19 protein-coding genes are annotated in these 21,517 nt (G+C 60.1%); 11 read left to right on the top strand and 8 right to left on the bottom strand.

The features are described from left to right. Positions 1–49 precede the first annotated feature (49 nt). From lpdA to KSS96_RS09480, 5 genes are all read left to right on the top strand, one after another. Positions 50–1,486, top strand: a complete 1,437-nt coding sequence (gene lpdA / locus KSS96_RS09460) for a dihydrolipoyl dehydrogenase (protein WP_017529310.1) — start codon at positions 50–52, stop codon at positions 1,484–1,486. Between the two features lie 204 nt (positions 1,487–1,690). After that, complete coding sequence (gene sucC, locus KSS96_RS09465; RefSeq protein WP_003233235.1) at positions 1,691–2,857, top strand: ADP-forming succinate--CoA ligase subunit beta; 1,167 nt, start codon at positions 1,691–1,693, stop codon at positions 2,855–2,857. Further along, on the top strand, positions 2,857–3,738 hold the full coding sequence (gene sucD, locus KSS96_RS09470; protein ID WP_003172813.1) for a succinate--CoA ligase subunit alpha: 882 nt from the start codon (positions 2,857–2,859) through the stop codon (positions 3,736–3,738). Before sucC ends, sucD begins: the two co-directional genes overlap by 1 nt. A gap of 414 nt (positions 3,739–4,152) precedes the next feature. After that, positions 4,153–5,466 carry a branched-chain amino acid transport system II carrier protein gene (gene brnQ / locus KSS96_RS09475; RefSeq protein ID WP_217856034.1) on the top strand — a complete coding sequence of 438 codons (1,314 nt, stop codon included), beginning with the start codon at positions 4,153–4,155 and terminating at the stop codon, positions 5,464–5,466. A gap of 231 nt (positions 5,467–5,697) precedes the next feature. Next, positions 5,698–6,435, top strand: coding sequence for a DUF599 domain-containing protein (locus KSS96_RS09480; RefSeq protein WP_017529308.1), 738 nt, complete (start codon positions 5,698–5,700; stop codon positions 6,433–6,435). A gap of 104 nt (positions 6,436–6,539) precedes the next feature. Here KSS96_RS09480 and KSS96_RS09485 read toward each other — a convergent pair whose 3' ends face one another. Then, positions 6,540–6,791 carry a hypothetical protein gene (locus KSS96_RS09485; protein ID WP_010211724.1) on the bottom strand — a complete coding sequence of 84 codons (252 nt, stop codon included), beginning with the start codon at positions 6,789–6,791 and terminating at the stop codon, positions 6,540–6,542. Positions 6,792–6,949: 158 nt separating this feature from the next. Here KSS96_RS09485 and KSS96_RS09490 point away from each other — a divergent pair, with 158 nt between their 5' ends. The 4 genes from KSS96_RS09490 to KSS96_RS09505 all read left to right on the top strand — a co-directional run bounded on the left by KSS96_RS09490 (position 6,950) and on the right by KSS96_RS09505 (position 10,664). Further along, complete coding sequence (locus KSS96_RS09490; protein ID WP_065877990.1) at positions 6,950–7,426, top strand: PaaI family thioesterase; 477 nt, start codon at positions 6,950–6,952, stop codon at positions 7,424–7,426. Beyond that, complete coding sequence (locus tag KSS96_RS09495) at positions 7,423–7,875, top strand: PaaI family thioesterase (protein ID WP_017529306.1); 453 nt, start codon at positions 7,423–7,425, stop codon at positions 7,873–7,875. The genes KSS96_RS09490 and KSS96_RS09495 overlap by 4 nt, the downstream gene beginning before the upstream one ends. Before the next feature lie 89 nt (positions 7,876–7,964). Continuing rightward, positions 7,965–9,869, top strand: a complete 1,905-nt coding sequence (gene htpG / locus KSS96_RS09500; protein WP_026067377.1) for a molecular chaperone HtpG — start codon at positions 7,965–7,967, stop codon at positions 9,867–9,869. Between the two features lie 66 nt (positions 9,870–9,935). Further along, the gene (locus KSS96_RS09505; RefSeq protein ID WP_217856036.1) at positions 9,936–10,664 is read left to right on the top strand and encodes a dienelactone hydrolase family protein; all 729 of its coding nucleotides are present in this window, start codon (positions 9,936–9,938) and stop codon (positions 10,662–10,664) included. 97 nt (positions 10,665–10,761) lie between these two features. On the opposite strand, the gene KSS96_RS09510 is transcribed toward KSS96_RS09505, so the two are convergent. Further along, complete coding sequence (locus KSS96_RS09510) at positions 10,762–11,628, bottom strand: pirin family protein (RefSeq protein WP_135196748.1); 867 nt, start codon at positions 11,626–11,628, stop codon at positions 10,762–10,764. A 64-nt stretch (positions 11,629–11,692) separates the two neighbouring features. Beyond that, positions 11,693–12,109, bottom strand: coding sequence for an OsmC family protein (locus KSS96_RS09515; protein WP_017529302.1), 417 nt, complete (start codon positions 12,107–12,109; stop codon positions 11,693–11,695). A gap of 139 nt (positions 12,110–12,248) precedes the next feature. Between KSS96_RS09515 and KSS96_RS09520 the strand changes: the two genes are divergently transcribed. After that, positions 12,249–13,250: an amidohydrolase family protein gene (locus KSS96_RS09520; protein WP_065877997.1), complete on the top strand. Its 1,002-nt coding sequence runs from the start codon at positions 12,249–12,251 to the stop codon at positions 13,248–13,250. A 97-nt stretch (positions 13,251–13,347) separates the two neighbouring features. Here the strand turns inward: KSS96_RS09520 and fabB are convergent, their stop codons facing one another. The 5 genes from fabB to KSS96_RS09545 all read right to left on the bottom strand — a co-directional run bounded on the left by fabB (position 13,348) and on the right by KSS96_RS09545 (position 20,288). Continuing rightward, positions 13,348–14,568 carry a beta-ketoacyl-ACP synthase I gene (gene fabB / locus KSS96_RS09525; protein WP_017529300.1) on the bottom strand — a complete coding sequence of 407 codons (1,221 nt, stop codon included), beginning with the start codon at positions 14,566–14,568 and terminating at the stop codon, positions 13,348–13,350. 11 nt (positions 14,569–14,579) lie between these two features. Beyond that, positions 14,580–15,095 (bottom strand): 3-hydroxyacyl-[acyl-carrier-protein] dehydratase FabA, encoded by a 516-nt coding sequence (fabA, locus tag KSS96_RS09530; protein ID WP_017529299.1) that lies wholly within the window; start codon positions 15,093–15,095, stop codon positions 14,580–14,582. A 249-nt stretch (positions 15,096–15,344) separates the two neighbouring features. Next, a complete protein-coding gene (locus KSS96_RS09535; protein WP_217856038.1) occupies positions 15,345–17,246 on the bottom strand; it encodes an ATP-binding protein in 1,902 nt (633 codons plus the stop codon). Continuing rightward, entirely contained in the window at positions 17,243–18,172 is a 930-nt protein-coding gene (locus KSS96_RS09540; protein WP_217856040.1) for an ABC transporter substrate-binding protein, read from the bottom strand. The genes KSS96_RS09535 and KSS96_RS09540 overlap by 4 nt, the downstream gene beginning before the upstream one ends. A gap of 1 nt (position 18,173) precedes the next feature. Further along, the gene (locus KSS96_RS09545) at positions 18,174–20,288 is read right to left on the bottom strand and encodes a TonB-dependent receptor plug domain-containing protein (protein WP_317617124.1); all 2,115 of its coding nucleotides are present in this window, start codon (positions 20,286–20,288) and stop codon (positions 18,174–18,176) included. A 195-nt stretch (positions 20,289–20,483) separates the two neighbouring features. Here KSS96_RS09545 and KSS96_RS09550 point away from each other — a divergent pair, with 195 nt between their 5' ends. Then, positions 20,484–21,509 carry an NAD(P)H-dependent glycerol-3-phosphate dehydrogenase gene (locus tag KSS96_RS09550; protein WP_017529295.1) on the top strand — a complete coding sequence of 342 codons (1,026 nt, stop codon included), beginning with the start codon at positions 20,484–20,486 and terminating at the stop codon, positions 21,507–21,509. The last annotated feature ends 8 nt before the right edge of the window (positions 21,510–21,517 follow it).

The following is a 21,517-nucleotide window of genomic DNA, read 5'->3' on the forward strand; positions in this document are numbered from 1 at the left end:
CCGGAGCTTGCGGCTTGAAAGCTTGCTGCTAAATAGAGGAACTATTTTCATGTCGCAGAAATTTGACGTTGTAGTGATTGGTGCAGGCCCTGGCGGCTATGTTGCCGCCATCAAGGCCGCACAACTGGGCCTCTCGACTGCTTGCATCGAAAAATACACCGACAAGGAAGGCAAACTGGCATTGGGCGGTACTTGCCTGAACGTTGGTTGCATTCCTTCCAAGGCGCTGCTGGACAGCTCCTGGAAATTCCACGAAGCGCAAGACGGTTTTGCCATCCACGGCATCAACCACGCTGGCGTGACCATGGACGTGCCAGCGATGGTCGGCCGTAAAGCCAACATCGTCAAAGGCCTGACTTCCGGCGTTGCAACCCTGTTCAAGGCCAACGGCGTAACGTCCCTGCAAGGCCACGGCAAACTGCTGGCCGGCAAGAAAGTTGAAATCACCAAGCCAGACGGTTCGGTAGAAGTCATCGAAGCCGAAAACGTGATCCTGGCGCCAGGTTCGCGTCCAATCGACATTCCACCGGCCCCGGTTGACCAGAACGTGATCGTCGATTCGACCGGCGCCCTGGAATTCCAGGCTGTGCCTAAGCGTCTGGGCGTAATCGGCGCCGGCGTGATCGGCCTAGAGCTGGGTTCGGTCTGGTCCCGCCTGGGGTCCGAAGTGACCGTGCTGGAAGCCCTGGACACGTTCCTGCTGGCTGCCGACACCGCAGTGTCCAAAGAAGCGCTGAAAACCCTGACCAAACAAGGTCTGGACATCAAGCTGGGCGCTCGCGTGACCGGTTCGAAGGTCAACGGCGAAGAAGTGGTCGTGACCTACACCGACAAGGATGGCGAACAAACCATCACGTTCGACAAGCTGATCGTAGCCGTTGGTCGCCGTCCAGTGACCACCGACCTGCTGGCGGCTGACAGCGGCGTGAACATCGACGAGCGTGGCTTCATCCACGTTGACGATCACTGCGCAACCACCGTGCCTGGCGTGTACGCCATTGGCGACGTGGTTCGCGGCATGATGCTGGCGCACAAGGCGTCCGAAGAAGGCATCATGGTTGTCGAGCGCATCAAGGGCCACAAAACCCAGATGAACTACGACCTGATCCCATCGGTCATCTATACCCACCCGGAAATTGCATGGGTCGGCAAGAACGAACAGCAGTTGAAAGCTGAAGGCGTTGAAGTTAACGTCGGCACCTTCCCGTTTGCCGCTTCTGGCCGTGCCATGGCAGCCAACGACACCGGTGGTTTTGTCAAAGTCATCGCTGATGCCAAGACTGACCGCGTATTGGGCGTCCACGTGATTGGCCCGAGCGCTGCAGAACTGGTTCAGCAAGGCGCAATCGGTATGGAATTCGGCACCAGTGCCGAGGACCTGGGCATGATGGTCTTCTCCCATCCGACCCTGTCCGAAGCGTTGCACGAAGCTGCGTTGGCAGTGAATGGCGGCGCCATCCACATCGCCAACCGCAAGAAGCGCTAAGCGAGATAATAAGAAACCACGGCGGAGTTGCCCGTCGTGAGCCTTGCGCGCAAGACTCACCGCGGAATATCCGCTGGACGCAGCCTTGCGCAGCTTTACGGGCCATAAGCCCCGCAAGTTGCGCAAGCAGCAGTCACAGGTGGCGCGGCACTCATAATGAGCGCAGCGCCGAATGCGCAGTACCTAACGAAGACGGTAAAAAGCATGAATCTTCACGAGTATCAGGGTAAGCAGCTGTTCGCTGAATACGGCCTGCCAGTTTCCAAGGGCTACGCAGTAGACACCCCGGAAGCAGCAGCAGAAGCTTGCGACAAAATCGGTGGCACCGAGTGGGTTGTCAAAGCCCAGGTCCACGCAGGTGGTCGCGGTAAAGCGGGCGGCGTTAAGCTGGTTCGCAGCAAAGAAGACGCCAAGGCCTTCGCACAGCAGTGGCTGGGCAAGCGTCTGGTGACTTACCAGACTGATGCCAATGGCCAGCCAGTCACCAAGATCCTGGTTGAATCGTGTACTGATATCGCTAAAGAGCTGTACCTGGGCGCTGTCGTTGACCGTTCGAGCCGTCGCATCGTGTTCATGGCTTCCACCGAAGGTGGCGTGGACATCGAGAAGATCGCTCACGAAACCCCAGAAAAAATTCTGAAAGCCACTATCGATCCACTGGTTGGCGCTCAGCCATTCCAAGGTCGCGAGCTGGCTTTCCAGCTGGGCCTGGAAGGCAAGCAAGTCGCCCAGTTCGCCAAGATCTTCGTAGGTCTGGCCAAACTGTTCCAGGATCACGATCTGGCCCTGCTGGAAGTGAACCCGCTGGTGATCAAGGCTGACGGCGATCTGCACTGCCTGGACGCCAAGATCAACATCGACGCCAACGCCATGTACCGTCAGCCTAAGCTGAAGACTTTCCACGATCCGTCGCAAGACGATCCGCGCGAAGCGCACGCTGCCAAGTTCGAACTGAACTACGTAGCCCTGGAAGGCAACATCGGTTGCATGGTCAACGGTGCCGGCCTGGCCATGGGTACCATGGACATCGTCAACCTGCATGGCGGCAAACCAGCCAACTTCCTCGACGTGGGCGGTGGTGCTACCAAGGAACGCGTTACCGAAGCGTTCAAGATCATCCTGTCCGACTCCAACGTCGCTGCAGTATTGGTCAACATCTTCGGCGGCATCGTTCGTTGCGACATGATTGCCGAAGGCATCATCGGTGCAGTGAAAGAAGTCGGCGTTAAAATCCCGGTTGTTGTTCGCCTTGAAGGCAACAACGCTGAACTGGGCGCTAAAGTACTGGCAGAAAGCGGTTTGAACATCATCGCGGCTACCAGCCTGACCGACGCTGCTCAACAAGTTGTCAAAGCTGCGGAGGGCAAATAATGAGCGTCCTGATCAATAAAGACACCAAAGTTATCTGCCAGGGTATTACCGGTTCGCAAGGTAGTTTCCACACCCAGCAAGCCATCGAATACGGCACCAAGATGGTTGGCGGCGTAACTCCGGGCAAAGGCGGCACCGAGCACCTGGGCCTGCCAGTGTTCAACACCGTGAAAGACGCTGTAGCTGCCACTGGCGCCACCGCCAGCGTGATCTACGTTCCAGCTCCTTTCTGCAAGGACTCCATCCTGGAAGCGGCATTCGGCGGCATCAAGCTGATCGTCTGCATCACCGAAGGCATTCCTACCCTGGACATGCTGGACGCTAAAGTTAAGTGCGACGAGCTGGGCGTAGTCCTGATCGGCCCTAACTGCCCAGGCGTGATCACTCCAGGCGAATGCAAGATCGGCATCATGCCAGGTCACATCCACTTGCCAGGCAAAGTCGGTATCGTTTCGCGCTCCGGCACCCTGACCTACGAAGCTGTGAAGCAGACCACTGACGCCGGTTTCGGTCAGTCGACTTGCGTCGGCATCGGCGGTGACCCGATCCCAGGCTCCAACTTCATCGACATCCTGAAGCTGTTCCAGGAAGACCCGAAGACCGAAGCGATCGTCATGATCGGTGAAATCGGCGGTTCGGCTGAAGAAGAAGCGGCAGCCTACATCAAGGCTCACGTGACCAAGCCGGTTGTTTCCTACATCGCTGGTGTGACTGCCCCTGCGGGCAAGCGCATGGGCCATGCTGGCGCAATCATCTCCGGCGGCAAAGGCACTGCAGACGAGAAATTCGCTGCACTGCAAGACGCAGGTGTAAAAACCGTGCGTTCGCTGGCAGACATCGGCAAGGCCCTGGCCGAGCTGACCGGTTGGGCTGTCAAGTAAGCCTCGCGCTTAACTGACGCTTCACCACACAAAGGCCACCTTCGGGTGGCCTTTGTGCGTTTTGGGTTGAAATGTACTCAATCCAATGTGGGGGCTTGCTCCCGATAGCGGTGAGCCAGCCACTGATGATGTGACTGAACCACCGCTATCGGGAGCAAGCCCCCTCCCGCATTGGATCGTATTGCCGAATTAAGTACGAAAACGCGACATCGAGCTGTCGCTTATCGGACAGTGCGCCCCGCAACAGTGCGTTTGTCAGCTCAATTCTGTACCCTAGCCCCCTCTTTATGCGCCCGCATCCCAAAAGGCCGCTGCGCGCCAGACCGGTCGGTCCCCACAAGGGCCGGCAGTATTTCCCTCATCCATAGGGAATCCCTCTCTAAATTCCGATTCAGTAGTGTGGTATTTCCTCAAATGAAAGTGTTGAAAAGCCAGGACATCCTGGCGTTGGGTTTTATGACCTTTGCCCTGTTCGTGGGCGCCGGCAACATCATCTTCCCGCCTATCGTGGGTTTGCAGGCAGGGCCTGACGTCTGGATGGCGGCGCTGGGCTTTCTGATCACCGCAGTAGGCTTGCCGGTGGTTACCGTAATCGCCCTGGCCAAGGTCGGCGGTGGCATGGACGCGTTGAGCAGCCCGATCGGCAAGATCGCCGGTGGCCTGCTCGCGGCGGCGGCGTATCTGGCGGTAGGGCCGCTGTTCGCCACCCCGCGTACCGCGACCGTGTCTTTTGAAGTCGGCCTGGCGCCGTTGACGGGTGAAAGCCCGCTGGCGCTGTTCCTTTACAGCTCGGTCTACTTCCTGGTCGTGTTCTTCGTTTCGCTGTACCCGGGTCGACTGCTGGACACCGTGGGTCGTTTTCTTGCGCCGTTGAAGATCATTGCGCTGGCCATCCTCGGCATCGCCGCGTTTGCCTTGCCGGCCGGCGACGTGGGTGTCGCCACTCCGGAATACGTCGCCGCGCCGTTCTCCCAGGGCTTTATCAATGGCTACCTGACCATGGATACCCTGGGCGCGCTGGTATTCGGCATTGTGATCGTCAACGCCATTCGCTCCCGTGGCGTCGAATCGCCCAAGCTGATCACCCGCTACGCGATCATCGCCGGCCTGATTGCCGGCATGGGCCTGGCCCTCGTCTATGTGAGCCTGTTTCGCCTGGGTTCGGGCAGCCATGAAGTGGCCGCCGGCGCTGCGAATGGCGCCGCTGTGCTGCACGCCTACGTGCAACACACCTTTGGCTCCCTGGGTAGCGGCTTCCTCGCCGTACTGATCTCTCTGGCGTGCCTGGTGACCGCCGTCGGCCTGACCTGCGCCTGCGCCGAGTATTTCAGCCGTGTGCTGCCACTGTCCTACAAGACACTGGTGGTGATCCTGGCGTTGTTCTCGTTGTTTGTATCCAACCTGGGCCTGACCAAGCTGATTGCCTTCTCGATCCCGGTACTGACCGCCATCTACCCGCCGTGCATCGTGCTGGTGGCCTTGAGTTTCTGCAAAGACTTCTGGCAGGAGCAGGGCCGTATCGTTGGCCCGGTGATGCTGGTGTCGTTCATCTTGGGCTGCATCGACGCGCTCAAGGGGGCAGGGCTGGCGGGCTGGATGCCGGTGCAGTTGGCGAACTTGCCACTGAGCGAGCAAGGCCTGGCCTGGCTGATACCGTCGGTGATGGTGTTGGTGGTAGCGGTGGGGATTGACCGTATGCTCGGCAAGCGCAGCGAAGCGATCGCGTAACGACCGGTTTCGCGCAGTACTGAAATGCCCCGTATCAATCGATACGGGGCATTTTATGTTTGAGAGGCGACAACCTTCTAGAGTTGGCACGCTTTCAACAGGTGGAAGGGGGCTTGCCCGATGAGGGTGTGTCAGTGGATAAACCTGTAACTGTCCCACCGCCATCGGGGCAAACTCCCTTCCACATTCGTACTGCATTCCGCGAGCCAACACCGTGTAAAAAGGACCCGCATGTCATTCGTCGAAACCAATCAGATCCACCTGCTTGCCGCCCTCTGGTTTGTGCTGTGCTGGGGCGGCTATACCCGTTATGCCACTTGGAAGGCCCGCGACACTGCATGCCTGGCCAGTGTGTTGCATCTGTACCGTGAAGACTGGATGCGTCGCATGCTGCTGCGGGACAACCGTATCGCCGATGCCAGTGTGATCGGTAACCTGGAGCGCAATGCCTCGTTCTTTGCCTCCAGTACCCTGATCATCCTCGCTGGCATTCTCACCGTGCTCGGTGCATCCGAGCGGGCCGTGTCGTTGCTGGCGGACATTCCCATGGTGCAACAGGCGTCCCAGGGCATGTCGGAAATCAAGCTATTGTGCCTGGCGCTGGTGTTTGTCTACGCGTTCTTCACGTTCAGTTGGTGCATGCGCCAATACAACTTTGCGGCAGTGCTGGTGGGGTCGGCGCCGATGATCGGTGAACGGCTGGTGTCGGAGCAGGAGCGCAGGGCGTTTGCGTTGCGCGCGGCACGGGTGATTTCCATGGCGGCCAACCAGTTCAACTTTGGCCTGCGCGCCTATTACTTCGGCATGACCATGCTGGCGTGGTTCGTCAGCCCTTGGTTGTTCATGTTGATGAGCGCGGGGGTGGTGTTCGTGCTGTATCGCCGCGAGTTTCATTCCGACGTCTTGCAAGTGATGGTGTATACGCAAACGGATACGACGGCGCCTGATACCGTCAAAGAGACGGCCTAGTCCACTTGCGCGTATTAACGCTGCGAATAAAAACGGCAGACAAAGTAAAGCCCGCTATCTAAGCGGGCTTTCTTTTTGCAGCCAAGCTATTTCAAGCCGCGGTATCAAGAACCGGTGGCAGGGGTAGCAGGTGCTGCTTCTTTCGCGGCGGCTTCGTTCGATTCAGCCTGAGCTTTGGCAGCATCGGCGTTTTCTTTCGCAGCGTCGTTCACTTTATCCTGAGCCTTGGCCATGTCTTTCTGAGCTTGCTCAGAATGTGCCGCAGCGTCTTGGGCTTTGTCTTCGGATTTTTTGTCGCAGGCAGCGAGACCGAGGGCAGCGGCCAACATCATGGAAATAGCTAAAGTCTTGCGCATGGGGTGTTTCTCCTTATTGAAGATATCTACTGGCCTTTCGAGCCCGAGGGCTCAGTTTTAGTTCCTTTTATGACGCAGATATATAAACCGCGTTGTTCAAGGAACTTTCTCGCGCACCGCCTACTGCGCGAATCAACACTAATAAGAGTCTGGATCGAATGACCGAAAACCTATTGTTAGAGCGTGCGACGCGATTTGTATCGGCCCTGCGCCATTGCCAGGTACTGGGTATTAACGTGCACGAAGCTGGCGAGGAGGGCATGACGCTGGTGTTGCCTTACACCCCGGCGATCGTGGGTGACCCCACCACCGGCGTCATCCACGGCGGCGCCCTGACCTCGTTGATGGATACCGCCTGCGGCATGGCCACCTTGTGCGTGCTGCCGGAATTCGAGGTGTGCCCGACCCTCGATCTGCGCATCGACTACATGCATCCCGCTGAACCGCACAAACCGGTCTACGGTTTCGCTCAGTGCTACCGGGTGACCACCGACGTGATCTTCACTCGTGGTGTCGCCTACCAGGACGACCCGCAGCAACCCATCGCCCATGTGGTCGGCACGTTCATACGCATGGGTAAGCGTCTCAGCGGCACCCAAGGCTTTCGCAGCACGATCAAGGGAGAGCAGGCATGACGCACCGATTCAAGACCCGCCTCGAACAAGCCCATGAACGCGCAGATTATGAGGCGCTGCTCAACCTGATCCCCTATGCCAAGCTGATCGGCATCGAATGCACGCGCCTGGGCGACGAATTGCTGTTTCGTCTGCCCGCCAACAAGGACAACATCGGTAACCCCATATTGCCGGCGCTGCACGGTGGCGTGATTGCAGGCTTCATGGAGCTGTCGGCCGCGCTGCACCTGCTGGTGTTTACCGGCGCCCCCGGCCTGCCGAAGATCATCGATTTCTCCCTGGATTACCTGCGTGCGGGCCAGTTCCGCGACACCTACGCCAAGTGCCAGGTTTGGCGCCAAGGCCGCCGGGTGGCGAATGTGGCGATCACCGCCTGGCAAAGCACGCCGGCGGAACCCATTGCCACCGCCCGTGCGCATTTCAAGATTGAGGAAACGAGCCGCCCTTGAAATCCTGGTCTTAGGCCCCAACTCTGATGACAACCCGCCGCTAACCCTTTCGGGGGCGGCCACTGCCATCCAATTGGAGTTTGATGACCATGAGTGTGGAAACTCAAAAGGAAACCCTGGGCTTCCAGACCGAGGTGAAGCAACTGCTGCACCTCATGATCCATTCGCTGTATTCCAACAAGGAAATCTTCCTTCGCGAATTGATCTCGAACGCTTCTGACGCTGTCGACAAATTACGTTTCGAAGCCCTGTCCAAGCCCGAGTGGCTGGAAGGTGGCGCCGAACTGAAAATCCGTGTGAGCTTCGACAAAGACGCCAAGACCGTCACGCTCGAAGACAACGGTATCGGCATGAGCCGTGACGATGCGATTACCCACCTGGGCACCATCGCTAAATCCGGCACCGCCGATTTCATGAAAAACCTGTCGGGCGACCAGAAGAAAGACTCGCACCTGATCGGCCAGTTCGGCGTGGGCTTCTACTCGGCCTTCATCGTGGCCGACAAGGTTGAAGTATTCAGCCGTCGTGCCGGCCTTGATGCCAGCGAAGGTGTGCATTGGGCCTCTAAGGGCGAGGGCGAGTTTGAAATCGCCACCATCGATAAGGCCGACCGCGGTACGCGTATCGTGTTGCACCTCAAAGACGGTGAAGACGAATTCGCCGACGGCTGGCGCCTGCGCAACATCATCAAAAAGTACTCCGACCACATCGCGCTGCCGATTGAACTGCCCAAAGAACAAGCGGCCGCCGAAGGCGAAGAGGCCCCTGCCCAGGAATGGGAAGTGGTCAACCGCGCCAGCGCCCTGTGGACCCGTCCTCGCACTGAAGTGAAGGATGAGGAATACCAGGAGTTCTACAAGCACATCGCCCACGATTACGAGAACCCGCTGAGCTGGAGCCATAACAAGGTCGAAGGCAAGCTCGAGTACAGCTCGCTGCTGTACGTGCCGGCTCGTGCGCCGTTCGACCTGTACCAGCGTGAAGCGCCCAAAGGCCTCAAGCTCTATGTCCAGCGCGTGTTCGTGATGGATCAGGCGGAATCGTTCCTGCCGCTGTACCTGCGCTTTATCAAAGGCGTGGTCGACTCCAATGACCTGTCGCTGAACGTGTCGCGGGAAATCCTGCAGAAAGACCCGATCATCGACTCCATGAAGTCGGCGTTGACCAAGCGCGTCCTCGACATGCTGGAAAAACTGGCGAAGAACGAGCCTGAGCAATACAAAGGCTTCTGGAAAAACTTCGGCCAGGTCATGAAAGAAGGCCCGGCGGAAGATTTCGCCAACAAAGAGAAAATCGCCGGCCTGCTGCGTTTTGCCTCCACTCAGGGCGAAGAGGGCGAGCAGATTGTGTCGCTGGCCGAGTACCTGGCGCGCGCCAAGGAAGGTCAGGACAAGATCTACTACCTGACAGGCGAAACCTACGCCCAGGTCAAGAACAGCCCGCACCTTGAAGTCTTCCGCAAGAAAGGCATTGAAGTGTTGCTGCTGACCGACCGTATCGATGAGTGGCTGATGAGCTATCTCAGCGAGTTCGACGGTAAAACCTTCGTCGACGTGGCCCGTGGTGACCTGGACCTGGGTAACCTGGACTCCGAAGAAGAGAAGAAAGAAGCCGAAGAAGTCGCCAAGGCCAAAGAAGGCCTGGTTGAGCGGATCAAGACTGCCCTGGGCGATGCCGTCAGCGAAGTGCGGGTTTCCCACCGTCTGACCGATTCCCCGGCGATCCTGGCCATCGGCGAGCAGGACCTGGGCATGCAGATGCGTCAGATCCTCGAAGCCAGCGGGCAGAAGGTTCCGGATTCCAAGCCGATCTTCGAGTTCAACCCGGCTCACCCGCTGATCGAGAAACTCGACGGCGAGCAGAGCGAAGAGCGGTTTGGCGACCTGTCGCACATCCTCTTCGACCAGGCGGCCCTGGCCGCTGGCGACAGCCTCAAAGACCCTGCCGCTTATGTGCGCCGACTGAACAAGCTGTTGGTTGAACTGTCGGTTTAACACCGTTGTAGAAAAACCCGCTTCGGCGGGTTTTTTCGTTCTAGTGCACCTCAACTGGAGAGAATGATGAGCCAAGTCACTGTGCGTTCCGTGGTCTATGAGATTGATGGCCAGTCTTACGAGAGCCGCCTGGCGTTCGATGCGAGCCAAAAAGGGCCGTTGCCGGGCTTGCTGATGGCGCCGAACTGGATGGGCGTGAGTGCCGGCGCGGAAGAAATCGCCAAGACCGTCGCGAGCAAGGGCTACGTGGTGCTGATTGCCGATCTGTACGGGCAAACCGTGCGTCCATCGAATGGCGATGAGGCCGGTGCGGCGATGATGCCGTTGAAAAATGACCGCCCATTGTTGAACAAGCGCATGCAGGCGGCCCTTGAGCAACTGCAAAGCCAGACTGAAGCGGCTGTTGATACGTCCAGGCTGGCGACCTTCGGCTTCTGCTTTGGCGGTTGCTGCTCCCTGGAGCTGGCCCGCACGGGCGCGCCATTGAAGGCCGCGGTATCGTTCCACGGCACCCTCGACACGCCAAACCCGGCAGATGCCAATAACATCAAGGGTTCGGTGCTGGTGCTGCATGGCGCCTCCGACCCGTTGGTGCCCAAAGAGCAACTGCCGGCCTTTGAAGACGAAATGAACGCCGCCGGTGTGGATTGGCAACTGCTGAGCTACGGTGGCGCGGTGCATTCCTTCACCGACCCGCACGCCAATGTGCCGGGCAAGATGATGTACGACGCGAAGACTGCTGCACGGGCGTTCCGCTCGATGCATAACTTGTTGGATGAAGTGTTCAAGGGTTGATTCTCTAGCGCCTGTTCCGACCCCATCGGGAGCAAGCCCCCTCCCACACTTGATTGGTATACACCTTCAAATGTGGAAGGGGGCTTGCTTCCGATGGCTATCTCGCAGGCAACTCAATTCTTTCGGATTCCCCCGGCACCGTCGGCCAATCCCCAGCCGCCCAACGCTGCCTGGCTTGCTCGATCACTGCGGGATCACTCGCGACAAAATTCCAGTTGATCCGCCTCGGTCCATCCAATGGCGCGCCGCCAAACACCACCAGGTGGCAATCGGACTCGGCAAACAACGTCATCGCCTGGCCGCTCGGCAATATCACCAGGCTATGTGCCTGCAACAGTTCGCCGTCGAGCTGCGCTTCTCCCTCCAGCACATACACCGCGCGTTCCTGATGCTCGTCCGGGATCGGCAGGGTGGTGGCCGTCTGCATGCGCACCTCGGCATACAGCGTGGGCGACAGCACCGGCACCGGTGATTCGAGGCAGAACCCGTTGCCCGCGATCATGCGAGTCCACACGCCCAGGTTGTCGCTCACCGGCAGGCTGTTGGCGGGGTGATGGCTGTAATGGCCTGGTCCGGTTTCGTGGTCCCTGGGCGAGGCCAGCCATACTTGCAACCCATGCAGGCTGAAACCACTGGCCTTGAGGGCTTCTGGTGTGCGCTCGACGTGGGCAATTGCGCTGCCGGCAGTCATCCAGCTCACATCGCCGGCCTGCACCACTTGGTCGGAGCCCAGGCTATCCTTGTGCTGCAACGCGCCTTCAAACAGGTAGGTGAGGGTGGACAGGCCGATATGCGGGTGCTGGCGGATATTCATGCCGCTGCCCGGTGCGTAGCGGGTGGACAGCATATGGTCGAAAAATACAAAAGGTCCGACGCTACGGCATTCGCGCGAGGGCAGCGGGCGCAGGATCGGCTGGCCTTCAACCTCTTCCTGGCGAGGGCGGATCACGGTGAGGAGGGTCATGGTGCGTCCCAATCTGAGCGGGTTAGTTGGCCGTGAGCATAACCCGCTCGACGAGAGGTTGCTGCTATTGGCTGAACGCACCTTCCGATAGCGTGGTCTCGATGCTGATCTCGGCGGTGGTCATCAGCTTGTGCACCGGGCATTTGTCGGCAACGCGGTGCAACTCGTCGCGCTGTGCGTCGGTGAGCACACCCTTGAGGGTCAGCTTGACGCCGAGTTTGTATTTGCCCTTTTGTTCCTCGGCGGCGTCGTGGGTCACTTCCACGGTGACGCCGGTGAGCGGGATGTTTTTCTTCTGCGCATACAGCCTGACGGTCAGGGCTTTACAGGACGCCAATGCCGCGTCGAAGTAATCGTGGGGGGAGGGCGCGGAGTCGTCGCCGCCCAGGCTTTTGGGCAGGTCGGTAAACAACTCGTGGTTATTGATGTTGACGCTGTGGCGAAAATTTTCAGCGTTCAGTGTATTCACGGTAACAGGCATGGCAAACCTCACAGGGTGGCAGGATGTAGGTCATGCAGTTATAGAGCATGCGGGCCTTGGGGTGTTCCACGTTTTTGCATGATGAACCTCGGCGCGCAAGGCAAGGTCTACTCGTACTCGCCCTGATCGAGGTTGTATCGTGCTCTGGACCCGCCTGAGTGTTGCCCTGTTGTTCGCCGCCAGCAGCCTTGCCGTGCAGGCCCGCGACTATGCCTACAGCGACGCGCACCTGCATTACGTGGATTTTTTCCAGGAAACGGCGGGCATGGAAAAATTGCTCAAGGCCATGCACGAAAATCGCATTGAGCACGTGATGATTTCCGGCATCCCCGTGGCGAAAAAGTGGCACGAAGACGAACCCAAGCGCCCGCGCTACTACGCGGGCGATGACGCAGATGCCTATTGGTACAGCGCCACCGACGTTATTGTCGCCGCGGCCGTGAATAAGCTGACGCCTGAACAGCGCCAGCACTTTCATCCGTTTCTAAGCGGTTTCAACCCCAACGACAAGAATTCCGACGCGCATATCCAGCGCATGCTCGACCTTAACCCAGGCCTGTGGCAGGGCATCGGTGAGGTGTTTACCCGCCACGATGACCTCACGGCCCTGACGTCCGGCGACACCCCTCGCGCCAACAACGAAGCCATGACGCGCATTTACCACCTGGCCGCCGAAAACGACTTGCCGGTGATGCTGCACTCCAACATCACCTCCAAGCGCGAGCGCAACCCGTTGTACCTGGCCGAAATCGAAGAGCCACTGCGCAACCACCCGCACACACGGTTTATCTGGGCGCACGCGGGTACCAGCAAAGAGATCCATCGACATCAGGTGCAGATGGATTTTTTGCTGCCCACCTTGAGTCGCCTGCTGGAGGCTTACCCCAATCTGTACATCGACCTGTCCTGGAGCATGCTCACGCCGTATTTGCTTGATGACGCAGGCGTGCCTCGTGCGGAGTGGGTCGAGCTGGTGGAGCGCTTTCCGGAGCGGTTTATGTTGGGCTCGGACGTAGTGGGGCGTTTCAACAAATTGGGTAAGGAAATGCGCCGCTTTGAGCCTTTCCTGGACGCCTTGCCTGAGGACATCGCCCGCAAGGTGGCCCGCGATAACTTCCTGGCCATCCTGCCCAAGCGCTGAATGCAATGAAGGTGCGGTAAAGGCGAGGCGGTTCCACATGGGCTCACCCATAAAAAAGCCCCGAACCAGTCGGGGCTTTTTCATGGGGCTACAGGGCTTACTGACCCTGCCAGCGTTTCAGCACCAGGGTGGCGTTAGTGCCACCGAAGCCGAAGCTGTTGCTCATCACGGTGTCGATTTTCGCGTTTTCAACGGTCTTGGTCAGGATCGGCATATCGGCGACGACCGGGTCGATCTCGTCGATGTTGGCCGAGCCGGCCATGAAGTTGCCTTCCATCATCAACAGGCAGTAGATCGCTTCATGAACACCGGCGGCGCCCAGGGAGTGACCGGACAGGCTCTTGGTGGAACTGATTTTCGGAGCCTTGTCGCCAAATACCGCACGCACGCCTTCCATTTCCTTGGCGTCGCCGACCGGAGTCGAAGTGCCGTGGGTGTTCAGGTAGTCGATTGGGGTGTCGACGGTGGACATCGCCATCTGCATGCAACGGATGGCGCCTTCACCGCTTGGCGCAACCATGTCGTAGCCGTCGGACGTTGCGCCGTAGCCAACGATTTCCGCGTAGATCTTGGCACCACGGGCCAGAGCGTGTTCCAGCTCTTCAACCACCACCATGCCGCCGCCGCCGGCGATGACGAAACCGTCACGCTTGGCATCGTAGGCACGGGAGGCTTTTTCCGGGGTTTCGTTGTACTGGGTGGACAGTGCGCCCATGGCGTCGAACAGGAACGACTGGCTCCAATGCTCTTCTTCACCGCCGCCGGCGAATACGATGTCCTGCTTGCCCAACTGGATCTGCTCTACGGCGGTACCGATGCAGTGAGCACTGGTGGCGCAGGCGGAGGAGATCGAGTAGTTCACGCCCTTGATCTGGAACGGCGTGGCCAGGCAGGCCGAAACGGTGCTGCCCATGGTCCGCGTTACACGGTAGGGGCCAACGCGCTTCACGCCTTTTTCGCGCAGGATGTCCAGCGCTTCCATCTGGTTGAGGGTTGATGCGCCGCCGGAGCCGGCGATCAGGCCGGTGCGTACGTTGGAAACCTGGTCTTCGCTCAGGCCTGAGTCGGCGATGGCGTCTTTCATGGCCAGGTAGGCGTAGGCGGCAGCGTGGCCGACGAAGCGATAGATCTTGCGATCGATCAGTTCTTCGAGGGGCAGGTCGATGGAGCCGGAAACCTGGCTACGCAGACCCATTTCGGCATATTCCGGGTTGAAGCGGATGCCAGGGCGACTTGCACGCAGGTTAGCGGTGACGGTCTCTTTGTCATTGCCCAGGCAAGAAACGATGCCCAGACCAGTGATAACGACGCGGCGCATGCGGATAACCCTTAAAAGTTGTCAGTGGAAGTGAATACGCCGACCCGAAGGCCTTCGGCAGTATAGATCTCGCGACCGTCGACAGTCACCGAACCGTCGGCGATGGCCAGGTTCAGCTTGCCCTTGAGGACGCGCTTGATTTGAATGTTGTAGGTGACTTTCTTGGCGGTCGGCAAGACCTGGCCAAAGAACTTCACTTCGCCCGAACCCAGGGCGCGACCCCGGCCCGGCAGGCCTTGCCAGCCCAGGTAGAAGCCGACCAGTTGCCACATGGCGTCGAGGCCCAGGCAGCCTGGCATCACGGGGTCACCTTCGAAGTGGCAGGCGAAGAACCACAGGTCCGGGTTGATATCCAGCTCGGCGACCAATTCACCTTTGCCGTACTTGCCACCCTCTTCGCTGATATGGGTGATGCGATCCACCATCAGCATGTTCGGGGCGGGCAATTGCGCGTTACCTGGGCCGAACAGCTCACCGCGACTGCAGCGCAGCAGGTCTTCCCGAGTAAAGGCGTTTTGTTTGGTCATGCGAGCTCCTCAATAATCCCATGCGGCAGGGTAGGGCAAATCTTCCCGAACCGAATGAAGCGTTCATGCCTCATGTCGGCAGCCTACACATAGACTATTGCGTTGTAGTGAAAGTCACAGCTTCAAGGCACTGAATGTACACTTGTTCACTGAAATTTTAAACCGGGTCTGTTTATAGGCCCGTTCGGGTGCCTAAGACTGCCGCACTTTCGTCTTTCACGCCAGTCGCAGTTGGCTGATGGCGCGGCGCTACTGTACCCAGCGCTGCAGGATTTGCTGCAACTCGGTGCGTTTGAACGGCTTGGCCAGGTAATCGTTCATTCCCGCTGCCAGGCAGGCTTCGCGGTCGCCCTGCAAGGCATTGGCGGTCAACGCGATGATCGGCAGGTCGGCGCAGCCCGGCAACTGGCGAATCTGCCGAGTGGCTTCATAGCCGTCGATCAATGGCAGGCGGCAGTCCATCAGGATGGCCGTGAAAATCAGGCTTTCGGCACTGCGGATCGCTTCGGCGCCGTCGGTAGCCAAACTCACTTCAAAACCCAGGCTGCGTAGCATGGCTTCGACCACCGCGCGGTTGACCGGGTTGTCCTCTACCAGCAGCACATGGCGGCCATCACCGGCACTGGTTTTGCCCTCGGCATCCGAGGCAATGGCGGGCAGGCTGTGCTGGTCGATGGCCAGAGGGATTTCCAGGGTAAACACTGACCCACGGCCTTCTTCACTCTGGGCGCGCAGGGTGCCGCCCATGCGTTCGGCCAGGGTGCGGGCGATGGGCAGGCCCAGGCCGGTACCCCCGTAACGTCTTGAAATGGAACTGTCGGCCTGCTGGAACGCATCGAACATCAACTCCAGGCGTTCGGTGGAAATACCAATGCCACTGTCGCGCACGGTACAGGTGAACCACACCAGCTCATGATCCAGGGGCTGACAGTGCGGCTCGACGCTGACGCTGCCGTGCTCGGTGAATTTCAGCGCATTGCCGATCAGGTTCACCAGGATCTGGCGGATGCGCGTCGGATCGCCCTGCACCCGCAAGGTCTCCATGCCCGGCGGAATCGGTAGCTTCAGCTCCAGCCCGCGCTGCTGTGCGCTGTGCTGGAAGGCCTGGGCGCAACTGTTGATCAGGTCGGCCAGGTTGAACGGAATGTGTTCCAGCTCCAGCGCCGCACGCTCGATGCGCGAAAAGTCGAGGATGTCGTTGATGACCTTGAGCAAGTGTTCGGTGGACTCGGAGGCCAGCGCCGCATATTCGGCCTGTTCCTCGGTCATTTCGGTGGTTTCCAGCAACTGCAGCATGCCCAGCACGCCGTTCATCGGCGTGCGCAGTTCGTGGCTCATCATTGCCAGGAAGTCCGACTTGGCATTGTTGGCGCGCTCGGCTTCTTCGCGGGTCTGGATCAACTGGGCCATGGCCTGCTGCTGTTCGCGGCTGGCCTGGTTGAGGCCTTCGGCGAGGTTATTGATATGTCGAGACAGGTCGCCCAGCTCGGAGTCATCCACAATCGGCAGCGGCGTCTTGTAGTCGCCTTGTTGGATGGCCTTGACCGCATGGCCCATGGCGCTGATCGGTTGCGACAGGCTGGCGGCAAGGCGCCGGGCCAGCAGGAAGGTAAACAGCAGGGCGAACAGCGCGAGGATGCCGGCCTTGAACAGGATCTCCTGTTGGCGCTGGCTGAAGGCATCGTTGGACATGCCGACGATCACCCGGCCCAGGTAATCGGCGCGCGGCGCCTTGGGTTCGTTGAGGTTGTCCTGGAAAAAGTCATTGCCCAACTGGATATGCTGCAGGCGAATCGGCGCCTGGAACACTTTTACCGACAGCGAGCGGTCGTGTTTTTCCGACGGTTGCTCCACGTACACCAGGATGTGTTCGGTGCTGTCCTGAATCTCCAGGAAACGCACGTGCGGTGTGGCCAGGGTGGCGCGCAGCAAACTTTCGAGCACCTCGTTGTTGCCGGAAATCACCCCATACTCGGTGGCGGGGGCCAACTGGTTGGCGATCAATTGACCGGTGTGGTCCAGTTCCTGGCGCAGGTCCTGGATACGCACGAAGGTAAAGAAGCTGATCAACAGCAGTGTCAGCAACAGCGCCGGGCCCAGGGTGATGAGCTGGGTGCGGGTATTGATGTCCCAACGACGGCGCAAGGTCATGGGCGTTTTTCTCCTTCGGCCAGGCGGGCGGCGACGCCGGCTTCGTCTATCTGTTCGATGCCCAGTGAGCGCGCGACTTGTGGGTTGGCCACGACTTTGAAGTGTTCCGGGTACAGCGTGCGTGGCCAATTGGCCGGCGGGTGATCCAACAGGCGGTCGAGCACAGCCAGCCAGTCGGTCTGGTCGCTGTAGGTGCTGGCCAGGCTGCCGGCCCGTACAAACCCTGCATTGGGCCCCACCAGGGGCAATTGCTGGGCGTAGCTGCTCAGCAACAGATTTTTCGCGGTTTTCGGGTTGTATAACTGCGGGTCGTCCAGGCCCAGCAGTACGTCGCTGTTCCTGAACAGCGTTTGCAGCGGGCGACTGTCGATGGTGTTGTCCCAGCGCTGGGGCACTATCTCCAGCTCCAGTGCCGACGCCCGGTGGCGCAGCTCGGGCAGCAGGAATTCGCTTTCGGCACCATAGAGCACACCGATGCGCCGCGCCTGGGGCAGGATGCTGGTGATTAGCTGCAACTGACGTTCCAGCGGGGGATCGCTCCATAACAGGCTGATGCGCGCGTGCTGCGCGACACCTGGCCGCTGATGGGCTTGCAGCCGGCTGATACGCAGCACCAGGGTCGGTGGCCCTTGGGGGTCTTGCAGGCGCCAGTCGAGGCCGGGCAGGTCCAGCAGGATCAGGCGCGTGCCGGCAGGCAGCCGGTTGGGTGCCGGCAAGTCTTTGAGGGCGGTAAAGGTGATGCGGTCTTCAGGGCGCTGCGCGGCCAGGGCGTGGGTAAAGGCCTGCACGCCGGCAGCGTCGTCGGCGGCGGTCAGCAGGATGTCGGCGCTCCACGCGGGCGTGGCCAGCAGCAGGCAGGCGAGCAGCACGGCGCGTCGCCACAGCGTATGGATAAAGAAGAAGGTCATCCGTGACGAGTCGCCCATGTCAGAACTCTAACTCCGCGCTGAAGTAGAGCACATGGCGATGGTCGTAATGGTTGTCGGCCCAGGTGGTGGGCTGGTTATCGAGGCGTTGTTGCAACATGCCGGCCAGCTCCACATTGGCTTTGCCCAGGGCAATGCGCTTGGCCACCCGCAGGTCGACCCGTTCGAAGCGATATTGGTTGAGTGCGTCGTCGCCATAGTAGAACAGCGCGCTGGACCAACCCTGGCCCCACTCGCGCAACCAGCCGGCCGAGCCACTGTTACGCGCGGTTTGCGCTTTGTCCAGCGGGTTGCTGGTCGTGGCGTCCACGTAAGCGTAGGTCAGCCGCAGGCGGTCGGCGTTGCTCAGGCGCCAGTCGAACTGCGACTCCGCCCCGGTGAACCGCGAACGGTTGGCGTTGCTGGCGATGTACTGGTTGTTGCGCAGGGGCGAGCTGATCATGTTGGTGATTTCGTCGTAGAACAGCTTCACGTCCATGTTCAGCCCGATGTCGGCAAAAAAACCGTTGTAGCCCAGTTCCCGCGAGCGCATCAGTTCTTTGTCGAGGTTGCCCGGGCCGCGGGTCTTCACGAAGTACTGCCCGGTGTTCTGCCCATAGGTGGGGGAACTGAGGTTGGTGACGCGGTAGCTCCAGTTGACGTTGTTCTCGAACATGTCCGGCGAGCGGATCGCTTCGGAATACACCGCGCGCAGGCCGTGGCGCGGGTTGATCAGGTAGTTGACGGCCACTCGGGGCGTCAAGGAATGACCGCTCAGGTGCGTGTCTTCATACATGGCGCCGCCTTGCAGCAACCAATGCTCGCTGGCACGCCATTCCAACTGGCCGAACAGGCGCCAGGTGGTGTCGTCCAGGGTGCCGTTGAAGTAAGTGTCGGAGTCGGCGCGGTCGTAGCGGTAGTTGATGCCGCTGACCAGGCGCAGGCTGTCGGACAGGCTGAGGGTGTCCTGGATCTCCAGGTCGTATCGGCTTTCGCGGGTGCTTTGGTCGATGTCACCGCACACGCTCTGGTTGGCGCCGTTGCGCCATTGATCGAGCACCTGGTTGGCCAAGGCCTGCTCGGCGGCGCTGCCGGGTGGGGCGCTGCTGAAGGTATCCATATGCCGGGCCAGAAGCTCGGCGTAGTTGGGGTTGAGCTGCCACAACTGGGTCAGCTCGGGGCTGAACGAGACCTTGGCGTCGCAGGCTTTCCAGATTTGCCGGCGGTCCCACTGCTGGGCCGAGCCTTGCACATACAGGCTGTGTTCGGGGTTGAAGTCGACGTTCCAGCGCAGGGAGCCTGCGTAGTCCTTGGCGCTGACGTCGGAGTTGTCGCCACCTTCGTTAATCCCCGCAAATACCGGTGTGTAGGTGTACGGGCGTTGGTTGGTGCCTTCCTTGGCGTCCAGCTGCCAGTCGATGCTCTGCTGCGCATTCAACGTCTGGCTCACTGCCAGGCTGAAGCGGTTGAGGCGGCGGCCGTCGCGGCGGTCGGCGCCGGCGGCATCGCTGTCAAAGCCCTCGTCCTGTTGCCCTGACAAGGTCAGGCGCAAATCACCGGTTTCCCAACCCACGCCCTGGCTGGCGTAAAAGTCGTTGATTCCGCGTTCGCCGCGAATGACTTTTACCCGCGAGCCATGGCTGTTGGCCGGCGAGCGCGTAAGAATATTCACCACTGCCATCAGCGCATTGGCGCCGTAGCTGACGGTGTTGGGGCCACGGAATACCTCGATGCGCTCGATATCCTCCATGGCCACCGGAATGTCGCTCCAGTCCACCGTGGCCAGGCCCGCGCGATACACCGAGCGGCCGTCGATCAACACTTGCATGCGTCGCGCATCGCTGGCGCTGGTGCCGTGGTAGTTCACCGCCGCTTGGTTGCCGGTGGTGTAGCCGACCATCATCCCCGGCACCAGGCGCAGCAGTTCGCTGACGTCCCGCGCGCCGCTGGCCTTGATCAATTCGCTGTCGATCACGGTCATGCTGCCGGGCACGGCGGCGGCCGACTGCTTGAGGCGGGTGGCGGTCAAGACCTGCGGCAGCGGCTGGCTGTCGAGGAACAGGTCGTCGGCCAGCACGGCGCCACTGCAGAGCAGCATCAGCAATACAGATGAACGGGGAGGAGGGCCCAGAGACACGACACGGCCTTGATAATGACGGGTAGCCGCCCATGTTAACCGAGGCGGGGCCATTTGCCAGTCGTCGCCCTTGCAATTACTTCACACAGACATGGCATTTTCCGACAGGCGCACGAATTGACACGGGGGCTGGCCGCAAACGGGCCGCTCCGTATAATGCCGCCATCGCCACTGGTATGGATTAACGGATTGCATATGACTGAACAGCGCCCTATTGCGGTCCTGGGAGGCGGAAGTTTTGGTACCGCCGTGGCTAACCTGCTGGCCGAGAACGGTCACGCGGTGCGCCAGTGGATGCGTGATCCCGAGCAAGCCGAGGCCATTCGCGTGCATCGCGAAAACCCTCGTTACCTTAAAGGCATCAAGATTCATCCGGCGGTCGAACCGGTTACCGACCTGCTGGCCACCCTGACCGACTGCGAGCTGTGTTTTGTCGCGCTGCCGTCCAGCGCGTTGCGCTCAGTGCTGGCGCCTCACGCCGAACGCCTGGCGGGCAAAATGCTGGTCAGCCTGACCAAGGGCATCGAGGCGCAGACCTTCAAGTTGATGAGCGAAATCCTTGAAGACATCGCCCCCCAGGCGCGCATTGGTGTGCTGTCGGGGCCGAACCTGGCACGGGAAGTGGCCGAGCATGCGCTGACCGCCACCGTGGTCGCCAGTGAAGATGAGGCCTTGTGCGAGCGCGTCCAGGCGGTGTTGCACGGGCGTACGTTCCGGGTGTATGCCAGCGGCGATCGCTTCGGCGTCGAACTGGGGGGCGCGCTCAAGAACGTCTACGCGATCATCGCCGGCATGGCGGTGGCCCTGGGCATGGGCGAAAACACCAAGAGCATGCTGATCACCCGGGCGCTGGCGGAGATGACCCGCTTCGCGGTGAACCAGGGGGCCAACCCGATGACTTTCCTGGGGCTGGCGGGCGTGGGCGACTTGATCGTCACCTGCTCGTCGCCGAAAAGCCGCAACTACCAGGTGGGGTTCGCCCTGGGCCAGGGCTTGAGCCTGGACGACGCGGTGACGCGTCTTGGCGAAGTGGCCGAAGGGGTCAACACGCTCAAGGTGCTCAAGGCCAAGGCTCAGGAAGTGGGCGTGTATATGCCGCTGGTCGCCGGGCTGCACGCGATCCTGTTCGAAGGGCGCACCTTGAATCAGGTCATCGAGTTGCTGATGCGCGCCGAGCCGAAAACCGATGTCGACTTTATTTCCACCAGTGGTTTCAACTGAGGAACGCG

The sequence above is a fragment of the Pseudomonas asgharzadehiana genome (assembly GCF_019139815.1).
GTDB classification, from domain to species: domain Bacteria; phylum Pseudomonadota; class Gammaproteobacteria; order Pseudomonadales; family Pseudomonadaceae; genus Aquipseudomonas; species Aquipseudomonas asgharzadehiana.

Excerpts from the sequence above, each read along its gene's own strand:
- fabA (WP_017529299.1), bottom strand. The coding sequence starts at position 15,095 with ATGACCAAACAAAACGCCTTTACTCGGGAAGACCTGCTGCGCTGCAGT.
- KSS96_RS09485 (WP_010211724.1), bottom strand. The coding sequence starts at position 6,791 with ATGCGCAAGACTTTAGCTATTTCCATGATGTTGGCCGCTGCCCTCGGT.
- lpdA (WP_017529310.1), top strand. The coding sequence starts at position 50 with ATGTCGCAGAAATTTGACGTTGTAGTGATTGGTGCAGGCCCTGGCGGC.
- fabB (WP_017529300.1), bottom strand. The coding sequence starts at position 14,568 with ATGCGCCGCGTCGTTATCACTGGTCTGGGCATCGTTTCTTGCCTGGGC.
- KSS96_RS09510 (WP_135196748.1), bottom strand. The coding sequence starts at position 11,628 with ATGACCCTCCTCACCGTGATCCGCCCTCGCCAGGAAGAGGTTGAAGGC.
- KSS96_RS09505 (WP_217856036.1), top strand. The coding sequence starts at position 9,936 with ATGAGCCAAGTCACTGTGCGTTCCGTGGTCTATGAGATTGATGGCCAG.
- KSS96_RS09490 (WP_065877990.1), top strand. The coding sequence starts at position 6,950 with ATGACCGAAAACCTATTGTTAGAGCGTGCGACGCGATTTGTATCGGCC.
- sucC (WP_003233235.1), top strand. The coding sequence starts at position 1,691 with ATGAATCTTCACGAGTATCAGGGTAAGCAGCTGTTCGCTGAATACGGC.
- brnQ (WP_217856034.1), top strand. The coding sequence starts at position 4,153 with ATGAAAGTGTTGAAAAGCCAGGACATCCTGGCGTTGGGTTTTATGACC.
- KSS96_RS09515 (WP_017529302.1), bottom strand. The coding sequence starts at position 12,109 with ATGCCTGTTACCGTGAATACACTGAACGCTGAAAATTTTCGCCACAGC.
- htpG (WP_026067377.1), top strand. The coding sequence starts at position 7,965 with ATGAGTGTGGAAACTCAAAAGGAAACCCTGGGCTTCCAGACCGAGGTG.
- sucD (WP_003172813.1), top strand. The coding sequence starts at position 2,857 with ATGAGCGTCCTGATCAATAAAGACACCAAAGTTATCTGCCAGGGTATT.
- KSS96_RS09480 (WP_017529308.1), top strand. The coding sequence starts at position 5,698 with ATGTCATTCGTCGAAACCAATCAGATCCACCTGCTTGCCGCCCTCTGG.
- KSS96_RS09550 (WP_017529295.1), top strand. The coding sequence starts at position 20,484 with ATGACTGAACAGCGCCCTATTGCGGTCCTGGGAGGCGGAAGTTTTGGT.
- KSS96_RS09495 (WP_017529306.1), top strand. The coding sequence starts at position 7,423 with ATGACGCACCGATTCAAGACCCGCCTCGAACAAGCCCATGAACGCGCA.
- KSS96_RS09535 (WP_217856038.1), bottom strand. The coding sequence starts at position 17,246 with ATGACCTTGCGCCGTCGTTGGGACATCAATACCCGCACCCAGCTCATC.
- KSS96_RS09540 (WP_217856040.1), bottom strand. The coding sequence starts at position 18,172 with ATGGGCGACTCGTCACGGATGACCTTCTTCTTTATCCATACGCTGTGG.